Below are 15432 nucleotides of genomic sequence, written 5' to 3'. Positions count from 1 at the left end.
CTGTCTATGTCTTGCTGGCGAGGGAAAGTCGCCGGCGCACCGCTTTCCCGGAACGATGATCTGCCGGTGGCACCGAGGCGTCCGGCGTTGCGATGCGCAGCGCAAAGTGGGCGATCGTTGCCTCTAGCCCGTCTTGGAGAGCCACTTCCGGCCGCCAGCCCAGGGTTCGCATGGCGGTGTCGATCGCCGGCTTGCGGCGCTTGGGATCGTCCACCGGGAGCGGCTCGAACTGCAAAAGCGACGTCGATTGCGTGCGTTCGACGATCTCGCGGGCGATCGCCTCGACGGTCACCTCGTGCGGATTGCCGAGATTGCAGGGGCCTATGACTTCGGCGGGCGATTCCATCAGAAGCTCCAGGCCTCGAATCAGATCCGCGACGAAACAGAAGCTGCGTGTCTGTGATCCGTTGCCGTATATCGTAATCGGCTCGCCCCGCAGCGCCTGAACGATGAAGTTGGAAACGACCCGACCGTCGTTCTCCAGCATTCGGGGTCCATAGGTATTGAAGATGCGCGCCACCTTGATCTCGACGCCGTGGACACGATGGTAGTCGAACATCAGGGTCTCGGCGGCACGCTTGCCCTCGTCGTAGCAAGCACGCGGACCCGTGGCATTGACGTGCCCGACATAGTCTTCGGTCTGCGGATGGACTTCGGGATCGCCGTAAATTTCGCTGGTGGAAGCTTGCAGCACCCGAGAGCCTTTTGCCCGCGCGAGGTCCAGCACGTTGATGGTGCCGAGAACGCATGTCTTCATCGTTCCCACCGGATCGCGTTGATAATGCCGCGGCGACGCCGGACAGGCCATATTGAAGATGCGATCGAACTCGCCGTCGAGTTCAAGCGGTTCGCGAACGTCGTGCTCGATGAATTGGAAGTTCGGGTGATTGAGGAGCGGCCGAATATTGTGCATCGTGCCGGTGAAGAGATTGTCCAGGCATACGACCGTGTCGCCCCGCTGCAGCAGCGAATCGCACAGATGCGATCCGATAAAGCCGGCGCCGCCTGTCACTAGCGTTCGACGAGCGTGATCCGCTCGTGCGTGCCCGTTTCGATATTGGATTGTCATCACGCCTCCTTCAGAGTTCGGCCGCTTGCATCGGGCGCTCGACCGGACGAAGCGACTTCGTGCGGCGACGGCCTGAGGCTTCGGCGTAGTAGGCGACCAACTGGCGAGCACGATGAGCGGGTGTGTGGTCGGCCAGGATGCGTCGTCTGGCGGCTTCGCCAATGGCTGATCGTCGTTCGTCGGGCATGTCGCGAAGGATCTCGATCACGTCGCGGGCCTCGGACGCGAGCAGGATTTCGCTCGCCGGCTTGAAAACCGTCTCCAGTCCTGGCCAACGGTCGGAGATCACCGGCACGCCGCAAGCCGCGGCTTCGAACAGACGCACGCTGGGAGAATAGCCAAGAGCGCGCATGTCGGCGCGGGTGAGGTTCAGTGTGAAACGCTGCGCTCCATAGAAATCGGCGTGATGATCGGGAGACAGGTGCGCGATGCGCTCGACATTCTCCGGCCAAATGATCGCAGGCGGATATTGCGACCCGGCGACGACGAAATTCTGATCGTCGAGCGACGTGGCGGGCGCGATCAACAAACTCTCTAGTCCGGACTGACGGTCGTCACTGTAGGTGCCGAGATAGCCGAGAGACCACCGCTTTGCGATCTGACGAGGCTGATAGAGATCCGGATCGGCACTGCAGGGGAGCACGCATGCAAGCGGGCTGCCGTACTGTTTTTCGAGGAGTTCGGGGATCGGGCCGCCCGCGAACGAGAGATAGAGATCGAATCGTGGGATCAGCGGCGCGGTGAGATAGCTCAGCCCACGTGGCAGCCCCGCCAACGTCACCGGCGTGTCGATATCGTAGAATGCGGTGACGCCTTGGGCGGTACATGTCACCCAGTCGGCGATAGCGATGCCGTCCGGCACGTAGGAGCCGACGATCACCAGGTCGGCGTCGCGGATCAGCGCGGTGTGACGCTGCGGCAGCTCGGGCAGGGTCTCGTACAGCTCGATGTTCCAGTCTGCCGGTTCGACCAGATCGCGATGCGACCGATACCACGGCACGTCACGCTCCAGGAAGGTCGCGCGATGGCCTTCGCGCGCCAATGCGTTGATCAGCGCGCGGAAGGTCGTGGCATGGCCGTTGCCCCACGACGAGGTGACGGATAATCCGATGATGACGATGTCGAGGTTCATTCGGCGGCCTCGGTGGTTGCCAGGGTGGCGCCCTTGAACAGGCGATTGAACTGTTGCGCGCGGCGGGCGTAGGTGTGGTCGGCCAGGATGCGCCGCCGGGCTCGCTCGGCGATCTCGGCAGCGCGCTGCGGGCTCAGCTCGCGCAGATGCCGCACCACGTCGTCCGTGCTGGCTGCGACCAGCACGTCGCGGCCGGGGTCGAGAAACAGCTCGACACCTTCCCAGGCGTCGGTGATCAGGCAGGCGCCGCAGCCGATCGCCTCGAACACCCGGGTGGGTGGCGAGAAGCCGTATCGGGCCATGCTGTCGCGATTGACGTTGAGCGTCGCGCGCCCCGACGCAAAGAACGCGTTGTGATCGCCGGTGCCGACGTGGCCGACCGCTCGCACATTGGACGGCATCGCCTTCGACGCCCAGCCAGAGCCGCCGAGCACGAACTGCTTGTCCGGCAATTGCTGCGCGACGTCGAAGAAGAACCGCTCGATCCGCGTCTCGCGATCGGGCAAGCGATTGGCGAGCAGGCCAAGGTCGCAGGCGAAGCGCGGATCGGGGGTGGCGGGAAAATGCGTCGCCGGGTCGAGCGCGTTGTACAGCGGCACGCAGTCGCGCGCGCCGAAGCGGCGATAGGCGCTGATCACCGGCTCGCCGCCGCCGTAAGTCAACACTAGATCGAAGCGCGGAATGGCGTCGCGCAGATGGTGCATGGCATCGCGCTCGATGGCGTCGAGCGTCGCCGGCGCGTCGACGTCCCAATAGAACCGCATCGCCGGGCCGGGCGCCTGTGCGATGGCAGTTTCGAGGTCGGCATCGAACACGCCGACGCCGCTGGCCTTGATCAACAGATCGGCGGAGCCGACCGCCTCGGCCAGCGCACGCTGCCAGCCGTCTTTGGTGGCCGGGTAGACGTGAACGCGCGCGTAGCTCGGGTCCGGGATGTCGCGGTTAGCCTGGCGGTCAAACGCGTCCGGCTCGTAGAACGTGATGCTGTGGCCGAGCGCCGCGATCTCCTTGAGCATGCCGCGATAATAGGTCGCCGCGCCGTTCCAGTAGGAGGAGACCAGGCTCGAGCCGAAGAATGCGATTCTCATAGGTGAGCCTCTTCAAGTCGCGTGGGCCGTGCCTGCCGGCCGCGAATATTCTCGGTCAGCGTCAGCAATTCGAGGGCGCGGTGGCGGCAGGAGTGCCGCTCTGCGATGACCTGCAGGCCTGCGGCGGAGATGTCGGTCGCAAGGTCCGGGTCGGCGAGCAGCGTCCGCAGCACATCTTGCATCTCGCGGCCGGTCCGCGCCTTCAGGTAGCTGCCGTCCGGAAACAATCCTTCCGCGTCGTCCCATGGCGCCGACACCAGCGGGATGCCGCAAGCCATCGCCTCGAACATCCGGATGGTCGGGATACCCGGCAGTGCCTTGGCGTAAGGCGCGCGCGGCACATGCACGGTGACGTGCGCGGCTGCGAAGGCCTCGGGCACGCGGTGCGCCGGCAGCCAGCCGCGATAGGCGATGCCGGCGGCTTTGATGGCGCTGAGCGCCTCGCGCGAGTAGCGCACGCCGTGGATCGCGGCGCGCAGGCCGAGCGCTGCGACCGGACCAATCAAAAACTCCGCGAGCTCGGCGCTGCGCTCGCCGTCGCCCCAGTTGCCGATCCACACCAGATCGTCGGTGCGGGCGACGTCGGGCAGCGGGTGATACAGCGCGGTGTCGGCGGCTTCGTGCCAGGTGAAAGCGCGCCGCGCCCAGCCGCGCTGCTGATAGATCTGCCGCAGCGCCTCACCAAACGCCAGCACGCCATCGAAGCCGTCGAGCTCGAACCGCGCCATCTCGTCGGGCGCGGTGACGGCGCGGTGGTGGGTGTCGTGAAACAGCGCCACGAACGAGCCGCTCAGTCGCCGGCGGCCGATCTCGGCGATCAGCTCCGGGGGATTCCACTCATGGACGAGCACGAGATCAGCGCCGTCGAGGGCCTCATCGAGGTCGAGCGTCGGTTCGTAGACCCGGATTTCGACGTCGGCGAACAACTCCGTCACTTCAACCAACGCGTCTGCACCGCCATCCGCCAGCGCATTGCTGCGGCTCCAGCCGTCGCCAGGCTCATACACCACGACCTGGTGGCCGAGACTGGCGAGCTCCCGCGCGACGCCGCGGACAAAGTGCGCGTTGCCGTTATTCCAGCAGGAGCTGAAGGCGTGATAGAACAGGACGCATTTCATGCGGGCACCTTGAGATCGCGGGCGGCTGCGGCGACGAGCCTGTGATACAGCGCGTGATACGCGTCGGCCGTGCGGGTGAGGGCATAGCGGCGGGCGCGCTCGGCGGCCGCGTACTGCAGACGCTCGCGCTCGGCCCGGTCGGCGCACAGCTCCGCCAGCGCCTTGTGGAGCACCTGGGGATCTGACGCCGGCACAAACCGCGCCGCGCCGTCCCATAATTCGCGGAAGCTGGCGATGTCGGACAGCACCAGCGCGCAGCCAGCGGCCGCCGCTTCGAGAACCGCGAGGCCGAACGGCTCGTACTTGGCGGGGCTGGCGAAGATCGCCGCGCGCTGCATCCGGGCCGTGAGAGCCGCGTGCGGCAACCTACCAAGGCACGCCAGATTTTCCGCGCTCGCGGGTTCCGATGACTCGTCGCCGGCGACCAGCACCGGCCACGGCAGGCCGGCGGCAGCCTCGGCGAGCGCCGACAAATTCTTCGCCGCATCCCACATCCGGCCGGCCGCCAGGATAAAGTTGCGCTTAGGCGGCATCGCCGCCAAGGTATGATCGATGCCGTTCCAAATCACCTCGCTCGGCGAGCCCGGCTGATAGATCGCAAGGATCTCTTTGCGCAGAGCGGTCGTGGGGGCGACCCAGGCGTTCGCAGCGGCGAGGCCGGCCGCCACCGCGTGCGTGTAGTTCCGCCAGTGCGGCTGCTGCAGCCATCCGCCGTCGCCGCAGGCGCGGGACCAGGAGTTGACGCAGGAATGCGCGACGAGCAAGGTCGGCGCATGCCAGTCGTAGCTGGCTTCGCGGAAGCTGTTGAGGTGGACGACGGCTGGCCGCACCCGCGGCTCGATCCGGCGCAACAAACCGCGCGCCCGTGCGACATCGTCGCCGCCGGGATCGCGCCACTCCAGGTCGAGTTCGCTGTCGATCAACTCGATCCGCGCATCGGAGATCATCGCCCGCTGATCCGGCCGCGCCGGCGGTCCCATCGTCACCAGGTGAACCTTGACGTCGCGCTGCGCCAGCGCGCGGGCCAGGCTCGCCGCATAGGTCCACACGCCGCCCACGGTGTCGGCCGTCATCAGCAGCGTGAGGGGTGAGCCGTTCATCGCGCGGCCTGCAATTCGAGTTCGGCGAGCGGCACGGGACGCTGCTCCTGCACGTCGCTGAAGCGATCAAACAGCGCAAGATAATGCTGATGCGCGCGCTCCCAGGCGGAGTCGTCGGGCATGCCCCACAGCTTGCGATAGTCCGGCGAGCCCGGGTAGGGATACAGCGGCACCGGATCGTTGGCCCACACCCCGGCGTCGAGCATCCGGGCGCGCCAGCGCTGCACCACGGGGTCGTCGTCCTGCGGCATCTCGATCAGATTGGCCTGCACGAACGGCACGTGCCGCCGCGCCTCGATGAGGCGGTCGGCGAGCTGATTGGTGGTCATCCGGCAATTCTTGGCGAGCGCCTCGCGGCCCTCGGGCGTCAGGCTCTCGATGCCGGCTTCGATCGAGACGCAGCCGGCGCGGCCGAGCAATTGGAGCATTTCGGGCTTCCAGAGATCGATCCGGGTCTGCACGCCAAACTTCAGGCCGCGGCCGACCAGGCCCTGCAACAGCTCGGCGTTCGGAAGGAAGATCTCGTCGATGAAGTACACATATTCGGTGCCCTGGTCGCGTAGCGCCGCAACCTCGTCCAGCACCACGGCGGGCGGGCGCCGGCGATAGGCGTCGCGGAAATTCTCCTTGGCGCAGAACGTGCAGTGATATGGGCAACCGCGCGAAGCCTCGACCTCGGCGCCGGGACCGACCGGCTCCGCCTCGAAGCGGTGATGATGATGGTGATGGCGCCGGATCATCTCGTCCGGCCAGCTCAATGCCGGCTGGTCGATGAAAGGCGCCGCTTGCGGGCCGCCATTGACGCGGACGTCCTCACCTTCGGCGTAGCACAGGCCGGCGAAGCCGCGTTCGCCATTGGCCAGCCGCAGCACCGAGTGCTCGCATTCGCCCATCACCACGAACTCGGCGCCGAGCTTGCGCAATGCGGCGCGGGGCGTGGTCGAGCCGTGCGGGCCGACCGCGACGATCGTTGGCGCCAGATCGCGGATCGCCGTGATCAGCTGCTGCGGCACGCGAAGTTCGGGCGGCGCACAGCGCCAGAACAGATAGGTCGGCGCGGTGGTGATGACCACCAGATCCGGCTCGAACGACGCCAGCTCGGCGCGAATGTCGGAGGTGGTCAGCTCGAACATGTGGGCGTCGAGCAGCAGCGTCGCGTGACCGGCCCGCTGCAGCAGATGCTGCGAGACGCCGAGTTCGATCGGCAAATGCGGCGAGCGGCAGCCGAAATAGATGCTGCCTTCGAACTGCCAATGCGGGTTGATCAGCGCGACACGGCTCATGCGCTGGCCTCGCGCTTTGAAGAGGAGCCGAACCGGGTGGAGAGCCAGTCGTGCAGCGATGCGAGGCCTTCAGACAGGCCGATCTGCGGGCGCCAGCTTAGCGCGTCCTCGAGCGCGCGAGTGTCGGTGACGTACCAAGGCTGGTCGCCGGGGCGCCACTCGGCGAAGGAGTGCTGCACCTCGCGCCCGGTCATGCGGGCGATCCCCGCAATCAGCTCGCGCAGACTGGTGGAGTGCGCCGGCCCGCCGCCGAGATTGAACACGCGGCCTCTGAGCCGCTCGGCATGCTCCAGCGCGCCGAGCCAGGCGTCGACGGCCTCCGCGACGTGCAGGGCATCGCGCACCTGATAGCCGTCGCCGAAGATCGTCAGCGGCTGGCCCCGCAAGACGCTGAGCAGGAAGTGCGCGATCCAGCCCTGATCTTCCGTGCCGAATTGCCGCGGCCCGTAGATGCAGCTCATCCGCAGCACGATCGTTGTCAGCCCGTAAACGCGGGCATAGTCGTGTACGTATTGATCAGCGGTGCCTTTCGAGCAGCCATAGGGGCTGTAAAAGTCGAGCGGGGTGGCTTCCGAGACGCCGTTCGCCAGCGCTTCGGCGCGGGGCACGTAGCGGTCGCCGCGGCGCTCGACTTCGGAATCCTCGATCAGGCGGCCGTAGACCTTGTTGGTCGACGCGAACAGCAGTGGAGCATCGGGATTATGCAGCCGGATCGCCTCGAGTACATTCAGCGTGCCGCGGGCGTTGATCTCGAAATCCGTCACCGGGTCGTCGACACTGTCGGTGACCGCGACTTGCGCGGCGAGATGCAGGACGGCACGGCTGTCGCGCACCGCGTCGATCAACGGGGTCGGATCGCGAATGTCGGCATGGACGATCTCGACGCGATCGCCATGGCGCGCCTTCAGCCAGGTCGCGTTTTCCTGCACGCCGGCGCGGGCAAAGCTGTCCAGCGCGATGACGCGGCCACCCTGGCCGGCGAGACGATCCGCCAGATTGCAGCCGATGAAGCCGCAGCCGCCGGTGATCAGGGTCGGTTTGTCGAGGTCATGCCGGTTCACGCGACTAATCCCCGACGCAGCAACTCTTCGGTGGCCTGTTCGGCGCGATCTTCGGCGATCTGATCGGCCAGATAGGTGGCGAGTTCGTCGAGCCCTGTATCGAACGAAACGCTGGGGGCGAAGCCAAGTTCTGCCTTGCTGTGGCTGATGTCGGCGAAGCAATGCCGAATGTCGCCGGCACGATACTTGCCGGTGACCTCGGCCTGCAGGTTCGGCCGTCCCATCACCCGAGCGAGGTCCTGCGCGATCGACAGAATCGACCGGGACTGACCCGAGCCGACGTTGTAGACCGCGTCGGTCTGCTGGCTTTCCAGCGCCAGCACGCAGGCGCGGGCGACGTCGCGGACATGCACGAAGTCGCGCCGCTGCAGGCCGTCTTCGAATACGAGAGGCGGGCGCTCGTTGAGCAGCCGCGATGCGAAGATCGCCAGCACGCCGGTGTAGGGATTTGACAGCGCCTGGCGCGGGCCGAACACGTTGAAGAATCGCAGCGCCAGGGTGGAGATGCCGTAGGCCTTGCCGGTGATCAGGCTCATCCGCTCCTGCGCGTATTTGTTGAGCGCGTAGATCGAGCTGAGCGCAGGTTGCTTGGTTTCCGGGGTCGGAACTGGCTCGAGCGGCTGGCCGTCGTCGGCATGTAGCTCCCAATCGCCCTGGCGTAGTCGGCCGATCGGCCGCTCGGCAGGGGCAACCGTCGTGCCGTCCGATGCGCGGCACAGCCCTTCGCCGTAGATGCTCATCGACGAGGCGACGACGAGTTTGCCGACCGGGCGCTTGGCCAGCGCTTCGAGCAGCACCGCAGTGCCGAGCTCGTTGATCTGCACGTAGGATGCGATGTCGTACATGCTCTGGCCGACGCCGACCGCGGAGGCGAGGTGCAGCACCTTGTCGACCCCGCGCAGCGCGCGTTCCACCGCGATCGGATCGGTGACATCGCCGACGATCAGCTCGGCATCGTCGGCCAGATAGTCGGGCCGCTTGCGCGTCGTGCCGTGCACCTGCGGCGACAGATTATCGAGCACGCGGATATCGTAGCCGGCACCCAGCAGAGCGTCGGCGGCGTGCGAACCGATGAACCCAGCGCCTCCTGTAATCAGCACCCGTGCCACTGCGCGCATCTCCCTTGTCGTTGAAACTTTGCACGCACCCTGGGAGGGCGCGAACGCTCGTGCTCGGCGCACGCATCGTGGTACTTACATGAAGGTGAGAAGAGAGCGGCGGTGTGTTCGTTCCTATCGAACAGCTGATCTGACGCTTCCTTCATCTGGTTTACTAACCTGAGTGAAGTTCACGGCGCTGGCGCATCGGCCAGGATTGGAACGGGTGGGGCGCTGGCGCGGGTGCTGCTATCGCAATAGCGCTCGATCATCCGGCCGCAGAACTCCGCGAATGCTTCGGGCTGCTTCGGCGCGCTGGTGTGATGCGGCGCGACGCCGAGATGTTCGGGCGTGAAGCAGAACGTGACAGTGACGTCGAATTCGGCCAGCGCCTCCATCTGCCGGTCGAACCAGGACAGCGCATCGGGACGGAAGCTGTCGGCCCAGGACAGCCCGGTCCGCAATTGCTTCACGCCGAGACGGCGCAGCCAGCGCACCGCCTCGTCGAGGCGGTGGTCCTGATAGTGAAACCACTGGCACAGGCCGATGGCATGCGCATGCTGCTCGTACACGCTCAGCGCCTTCTTCGGGGTGCCGTCTTCGCGCAGCAGCCCCATGTGGAAGTGCCGATAATAACTGGAGCCTTCGGCTTCGCGATGCCGCGTGGTCGCTTCCCACGCGGTCGGCAGATCATACAGGCTGTACCAGTGGATCCGCGGCGCACGGCCGCCGAGCAGTTCCGCGGTGCGTTGCAGGCCCCAGGCTTGGACTTCTTCGGCGCCGAACGACGACACGCCAACCTCGGTCACCCACACCGGCAGTGCCACCAGCGCCTGGATCTCGGCGAGCTTCGCCGGCCATTCGTCGATCTGCCAGAGATTCCAGTCGAGCGGGAAGCCGTGCACCGCGACGACGTCGACATGCTCGAGGACGCCGCGTTCCTTCATGTTGATGATGAAGGCCGGATCGATCGGCGAAATGCCGCCGAGCACGCGCGGCAGCGTCGGATGCACCGCGCGGATCGCACGCCCCGCCGCGATCGCCATCTCGGCGAATTTCTCCCAGGCCGGGTCGAGTTCGAGATCCCAATGCGATTTGTTGTTGGGCTCGTTCCAGATCTTGGCGGCTTCGATCATCCGTGGCTCCTTCGCGCGGGATAGACGGCCCCGTCGGCCTGCGGGCGCGGCGCGGTCCGGCACAGATAGACTTCCTCTTCCGGATGCGCGGCGATCGCAAAGCCGGCGCTGCGCAGCATGGCTTCAACGCAGGCGCGGTTCGGCGCCCACCAATTGGTGGGATCCTCGGCGTAGCGCTGCTCGATGAAGTGCATCTTCGGATAGCCGGGGCTGTCGAACTGCGACACCGTCCAGAAATCATAGTCGGCATCGACGGCATCGACCTGCGGGCTGCCGCGCAGCATCGACTGGAACAGCATCATGTCGCCGGCGACGTGTTCGCGGATCAGGTCGAGCGCCAGCAATGGGTGACGCAGGTGGTAGAGCACGCCCATGAAGATCACGAGGTCGAAGGTCTCGCCGAGCTGACCGACGTCGTAAGTCGACATCTTGCGAAACTCGATGTCGAGGCCGTTGACGTCGGCGGCGAACTTCGCCTGCGCCAGATATTCGTCGTCGGTGTCGAGACCCAGCACACGATCGGCGCCGCGGCGCTTCATCTCCATGGCGTAGAAACCCGCGTTGCAGCCGATGTCGAGCACCGTCTTGCCGGCGAGCGTGTCGGGGATGACGCCGGCGAAGCGCTGCCATTTCACCCGCGGATAATCGCCGAGGAAATGCTTCGGCGCGGTCGGAACGCCGTTCAGCTCGATATTGTGAAACCACGGCCCCAGCTCGCTGACGCGGCGGCGAATTTCTTCGATCGACAAAGTGGTTGTCATGTCAGGCTCCCGCCGTTGGCAGTGGGGCGTCAGATCAGCCGCAGCATCACGCCGGGACCTGCCGGTTGATGTCGCGGATGCTGATCCGGTCCGGCCAGACCAGCAGCGTCGAGATGCTGGCGGGCTCGACCTCGACCGACAGGAAGTCGTCGAGCGATCGGTTCAGGTAGTACAGCAGCGCCGCGCGGATCGGCTCGGCATGGCTGACGATCGCGATCGTGTCGCTGGGGTCGTCGCGTAGCGCCTCGATGTGCCGGACGATCCGGCGCTGCAACTCGGCCATGCTTTCACCACCGGGCGGGCGGGCCGTGCCGCGCTGCTCGTTCCATGTCCGCCATCTGGGATCGCGCGCCAGATCGGCGAACCCCACTCCCGTCCAGGCGCCGACATCAATCTCGTCCGCGGCGCCGACGATCTCGATCGGCAGATCGAATTGCGCCGCCAGCAGCGAAGCGGACTGCCGGGTGCGCGGCTGCGGGCTGCTCTGGATCGCGTCGGGCGGCGGCGTCATCAGCTCGGCGCAGCGCCACATCTGCTCGCGGCCGCAATCGTCGAGATCGACGCCGGGCATCCGGCCGCACAGCTTCTTGCCGAGCAGGGCGTGATGACCGTGGCGGACGAGGTGCATGACCTTCACCATCGCGGCCTCACGCCTTGCCCTCGATGAAATCCTGGGTGGCGAGGCGGGCTTCTTCGTCGGTGAACTGGCGCGGCGGCGACTTCATGAAATAGCTCGACGGGCCGGTGAGGGCGCCGCCGATGCCGCGATCCATCGCCAGCTTGGCGCAGCGCACCGCGTCGATCACCACGCCGGCGGAGTTCGGCGAATCCCACACTTCCAGCTTGAGCTCGGCGCTGAGCGGCACGCCGCCGAAGGTGGTGCCTTCGAGCCGGATGTAAGCGAGCTTGCGATCGCTCAGCCACGGCACGAAGTCGCTCGGGCCGACGTGGACGTTGTCCGCCTCGAGCGGCACGTCGAACTGGCTGGTGACCGCCTGGGTCTTGGAGATTTTCTTCGACGCCAGCCGCTCACGCTCCAGCATGTTCTTGAAGTCGGCGTTGCCGCCGACATTGAGCTGGTAGGTGCGGTCGAGCTGGACCCCGCGCTCGCGGAACAAATTGGCGAGCATGCGATGCAGGATGGTGGCGCCGAGCTGGCTTTTGATGTCGTCGCCGACGATCGGCAGATTGGCGACCTCGAAGCGCGCGCGCCAGGCCGGATCCGAGGCGATGAACACCGGAATGCAGTTGACGAAGGCGCAGCCGGCGTGGAGCGCGCGCTCGGCGTACCATTCGGTCGCCTTCTGCGAGCCGACCGGCAGATAGGAGACCAGCACATCCGTGCGTGACTTGCGCAGCGTATCCACGACATCGGCTTCGGCGGCGTCGGAGAGCGGAATGTCGTCGTCCATGTAGCGGCCGACGCCGTCGAGCGTCGGGCCGCGGGCCACGATGGTTCCGGTCGGCGGCACCTGCGCGAAACGATGCGTGTTGTTGGGTTTGATCAGGATTGCGTCGGCGACGTCGCGGCCGACCTTGTCGGCGTGGATGTCGAACGCCGCGGCGATCTCGATGTCGCTGATGTGGTAGCCGCCGAGATCGACGTGCATCAGGCCGGGCACCGGCTCGTTCGACCGCGCGTCGCTGTAGTAGGATAAGCCCTGGACGAACGAACTCGCGCAATTGCCGACGCCGACGATGCCGACCCGGACGCGGCGCCGGTCTTGGAGACGTGAATGCATCGCGGGACGCCCTCCGAATGGCAGCACGGAGCGGCCGTGGACAAGGTAAGTACCTTCGCGAACGTGAGCATCTTGCGATCGTTCCTATCGCGAAGGCGGCAAATCGGCCGCGTCAGGCTCACCAGCGATGAATCCGCGCCATAACTTAACGCCGGATAAGTTTGCCGGCGAGCTAAGTAGAAGATGCGCGTGGGCCGACTGCCGCGACATTGTAGTAGAAGAAGCTGCACGCGAGGGCGTCAGCTTCGTTGCGCCGCGCTAGAACAAACCCGATTGCACCGCGTTCGAGTGGCGATGAGCATCCCAGGTGAAGCGCAGAGCGGCGAGGAGGGCGGTGATTGGACCGCCGCAATGCGCGCGGGCGATTTTGCGCGCGCCTGGCACATCACCGATCGCGACCTGCCGGAACTATGCCTCGCGGCACCGGACAAGCATGCCGGGCCTCGGCATCTGCAGCGGATCTGGCGCGGCGAACCGCTGGCGGGCCGGCGCGTGCTGGTGCGCTGTTATCATGGGCTCGGCGACACCATGCAGTTCGCGCGGTTCCTGCCGGCGCTTAGCGACATCGCCGCGGAGGTGATCGTGTGGTGCCAGCCGGAGTTGCTGCCGCTGATGCAAGCCGTTGCATCGGGGCGTGTGGTGCCACTGCATGACGGCACTCCGGACGTCGCATTCGACGTCGACATCGAGATCATGGAGATCCCGCACGCGATCCGTGCCGACGCCGACCTGGTCGGCATGCGGCAGCCTTATCTGCGACTGCCGACGACGTCGACCGCGTCATCGGCGGTTGCCAAAGACTGTTTTGCCGTCGGACTGATGTGGGAGGTCGGCAACTGGGACAAGCGGCGCGCCGTGCCGCCCGATCAACTCGCGATGTTGAACATCGGTGGAGTGGCTTTGTATTCGCTGCAACTGGGTGGAGGCGCCGCGGCGGCTCAGATCGGGGCGCTCGATATCAGCACATCGGATCTGATGGCTCTCGCGCAGCGGATCTGCGAGCTCGATCTGGTGATCACGGTCGACACGATGGTTGCGCACTTGGCCGGCGCGCTGGGGCGGCCGTGTTGGGTGATGTTGCATGCCGACTGCGATTGGCGATGGCCGCTGACTGGCGAGCGTTCGATTTGGTATCCGAGCTTACGTTTGTTCCACCAGCCCGAGCCGGGGGACTGGTCGAGCGTTGTAATCGAGGTGCGCGCGGCGCTCATGGCAGCGCGAGGCTGAAGTCACCGAGGCGAGGTCGCTGCGCTGCCGTTTCCCGCGGCGATGCCGCACCTATTGTCTCGGTGCCGCGCAACTGCAGGTAATCCGGCGTGAAACCCGACAGCCGCAGCAGCGCGTTCCAATCGGTGATGGTGATCGTTTTCGAGCGCCACTGCAGCGAGCCGGCGCGGCGCAGGTCCTGGACGATTCGATTGGCGTGGACGGCGGAGATCCCACACGCCGCGGCGAGATCCGACTGCGTGAACGGCGACGGGAACTGGTAATTGCCGGCGTGGCCGACGGCTTGAAGGCGAGTGACGATTTCACATAGAAGATGCGTGACCCGCATCATCGCGTTGCGGGTGCCGAGATTCACCACCCAGTTGCGCAGCACGCCGATATCGGCGAGGCTGAGCATCGACAGCGCATGCGCCATCTTGCGGGACTGCCCGGCGATGCGGTGGAAGAACACATGCGGCACCAGGGCCACCACGGCCGGCCCGAGCGCCGTCAGGGTGGCGTCGGCGCAGGGCATCAGTATCGCGTGCAGATCCGGAACATCGCCCGGGACGTGGATTGCGGTGATCTGGCGGTCTCGCCCGCTGCCGTCGCGCCAGCACAGATAGCCTTGTAGCAGCACACAGCAGTGCTCGGCCCGATCGCCTTTGCGCAGCAGGATTTCGCGCGGCGCGAAGTGATGGATCGCAGCCGGCATCTCCGCCAGCAATTGCAAGTCGGAATCGGTCAGGTCCGCGAGGCTCGTCAGTCGTTTGGCGAATTGAGAGAATGCGAAACCCGACTGCATCTGCTGATTGTTCCAACCGACGACCAAAATGTCGCGGCAGAGTAGTCGTTCGGTCGTCTGCGTCATTAACTTGTGACACTGTCAGCGCAGGTCGTTCCGGTTGGAACCATCCGACCCAGGTCGGTGCGCCACCGTGCGAGCGGGCCTTGATATTCGCGTCACCTCGTGGGTGCAGCAGTCGGCCGCGACGCCTAGCCGCTGCGGAGTTTGCGCAGGCGCAAACGCGAGGGGCGTTCCTGAGCTAGATTAAGCGAGTTCTGCCGTCAAAGCGGTGTGCCATGACGGTGAGTGCGCGACGCTATTGCTTCGACAGGGGACGACGACACTTGCCTGCCAACAGCGAGGCCGTCGGCATGTGATCAAATGATTGACTGGCCCGCCGCAGCCCGCGCCGTTCATGTGTTGTCCGTCGTGCATTGGATCGGCGGGCTGGCGTTCGTGACCTTTGTCATCCTGCCGAGCTTGCGCGAGTTCGAGGTCGAGCGCCGGCTTGCGGTGTTCGACGCGCTGGAGCGGCGCTTTGCCTGGCAGGCGCGCATCTCGGTGCTGCTGGCGGGAATCTCCGGCTTCTATTTGTTCGCTGTGTTCGGCCATTGGGATCGCATCACCGATGCGGGCTTCTGGTGGCTCCACGCCATGATCGCGTTGTGGGCGATGTTCATGCTGATGCTGTTCGTCGCCGAGCCGCTGTTTCTACACGCCTGGTTCGACGCCCGTGCGCGCCGGGATCCTGATGGCGCATTTCGCGTCGCGCTGCGCGGCCACCGCGTGCTGAGCACGCTGGCGCTGATCACCGTCGCCGGCGCCGTGGGCGGCGTGCACGGGCTGTTCTGA

At 65.9% G+C, this 15432-nt stretch carries 15 protein-coding genes; 2 read left to right on the top strand and 13 right to left on the bottom strand.

Annotated elements, in window-relative coordinates; all coding sequences use genetic code 11:
• Nucleotides 1–4: 4 nt before the first annotated feature.
• From IP86_RS02245 to IP86_RS02190, 12 genes are all read right to left on the bottom strand, one after another.
• A complete protein-coding gene (locus tag IP86_RS02245) occupies nt 5–1069 on the bottom strand; it encodes a UDP-glucuronic acid decarboxylase family protein (protein ID WP_054160947.1) in 1065 nt (354 codons plus the stop codon).
• Between the two features lie 10 nt (nt 1070–1079).
• A complete protein-coding gene (locus IP86_RS02240; RefSeq protein WP_054160946.1) occupies nt 1080–2201 on the bottom strand; it encodes a CgeB family protein in 1122 nt (373 codons plus the stop codon).
• Nucleotides 2198–3289 (bottom strand): CgeB family protein, encoded by a 1092-nt coding sequence (locus IP86_RS02235; protein ID WP_054160945.1) that lies wholly within the window; start codon nt 3287–3289, stop codon nt 2198–2200. The genes IP86_RS02240 and IP86_RS02235 overlap by 4 nt, the downstream gene beginning before the upstream one ends.
• The gene (locus IP86_RS02230) at nt 3286–4407 is read right to left on the bottom strand and encodes a CgeB family protein (RefSeq protein WP_054160944.1); all 1122 of its coding nucleotides are present in this window, start codon (nt 4405–4407) and stop codon (nt 3286–3288) included. The genes IP86_RS02235 and IP86_RS02230 overlap by 4 nt, the downstream gene beginning before the upstream one ends.
• Nucleotides 4404–5507, bottom strand: coding sequence for a glycosyltransferase family 4 protein (locus IP86_RS02225; RefSeq protein ID WP_054160943.1), 1104 nt, complete (start codon nt 5505–5507; stop codon nt 4404–4406). Before IP86_RS02225 ends, IP86_RS02230 begins: the two co-directional genes overlap by 4 nt.
• The gene (locus tag IP86_RS02220; protein WP_054160942.1) at nt 5504–6790 is read right to left on the bottom strand and encodes a TIGR04295 family B12-binding domain-containing radical SAM protein; all 1287 of its coding nucleotides are present in this window, start codon (nt 6788–6790) and stop codon (nt 5504–5506) included. The genes IP86_RS02225 and IP86_RS02220 overlap by 4 nt, the downstream gene beginning before the upstream one ends.
• Nucleotides 6787–7851 (bottom strand): NAD-dependent epimerase/dehydratase family protein, encoded by a 1065-nt coding sequence (locus IP86_RS02215; protein WP_054160941.1) that lies wholly within the window; start codon nt 7849–7851, stop codon nt 6787–6789. The genes IP86_RS02220 and IP86_RS02215 overlap by 4 nt, the downstream gene beginning before the upstream one ends.
• A complete protein-coding gene (locus IP86_RS02210; protein ID WP_054161060.1) occupies nt 7848–8960 on the bottom strand; it encodes an NAD-dependent epimerase/dehydratase family protein in 1113 nt (370 codons plus the stop codon). The genes IP86_RS02215 and IP86_RS02210 overlap by 4 nt, the downstream gene beginning before the upstream one ends.
• Before the next feature lie 179 nt (nt 8961–9139).
• Nucleotides 9140–10084 (bottom strand): glycoside hydrolase 5 family protein, encoded by a 945-nt coding sequence (locus IP86_RS02205; protein ID WP_054160940.1) that lies wholly within the window; start codon nt 10082–10084, stop codon nt 9140–9142.
• Nucleotides 10081–10845 (bottom strand): TIGR04290 family methyltransferase, encoded by a 765-nt coding sequence (locus IP86_RS02200; protein ID WP_054160939.1) that lies wholly within the window; start codon nt 10843–10845, stop codon nt 10081–10083. The genes IP86_RS02205 and IP86_RS02200 overlap by 4 nt, the downstream gene beginning before the upstream one ends.
• A gap of 46 nt (nt 10846–10891) precedes the next feature.
• A complete protein-coding gene (locus IP86_RS02195; protein WP_054160938.1) occupies nt 10892–11485 on the bottom strand; it encodes a histidine phosphatase family protein in 594 nt (197 codons plus the stop codon).
• Between the two features lie 7 nt (nt 11486–11492).
• The gene (locus IP86_RS02190; protein WP_054160937.1) at nt 11493–12587 is read right to left on the bottom strand and encodes an inositol-3-phosphate synthase; all 1095 of its coding nucleotides are present in this window, start codon (nt 12585–12587) and stop codon (nt 11493–11495) included.
• Nucleotides 12588–12881: 294 nt separating this feature from the next.
• On the opposite strand from IP86_RS02190, the gene IP86_RS02185 reads away from it, so the two are divergent.
• Nucleotides 12882–13814: a hypothetical protein gene (locus IP86_RS02185; RefSeq protein ID WP_054160936.1), complete on the top strand. Its 933-nt coding sequence runs from the start codon at nt 12882–12884 to the stop codon at nt 13812–13814.
• Here IP86_RS02185 and IP86_RS02180 read toward each other — a convergent pair.
• Nucleotides 13795–14664, bottom strand: a complete 870-nt coding sequence (locus tag IP86_RS02180; protein WP_245290507.1) for a Crp/Fnr family transcriptional regulator — start codon at nt 14662–14664, stop codon at nt 13795–13797. The two genes, IP86_RS02185 and IP86_RS02180, sit on opposite strands and share 20 nt — an antisense overlap.
• A gap of 297 nt (nt 14665–14961) precedes the next feature.
• Between IP86_RS02180 and IP86_RS02175 the strand changes: the two genes are divergently transcribed.
• Nucleotides 14962–15432 (top strand): hypothetical protein, encoded by a 471-nt coding sequence (locus IP86_RS02175; protein ID WP_054160935.1) that lies wholly within the window; start codon nt 14962–14964, stop codon nt 15430–15432.

The sequence above is a fragment of the Rhodopseudomonas sp. AAP120 genome, from assembly GCF_001295845.1.
Taxonomy (GTDB): Bacteria; Pseudomonadota; Alphaproteobacteria; order Rhizobiales; family Xanthobacteraceae; genus Rhodopseudomonas.
This window is presented reverse-complemented; position numbering and strand designations above follow the sequence as displayed.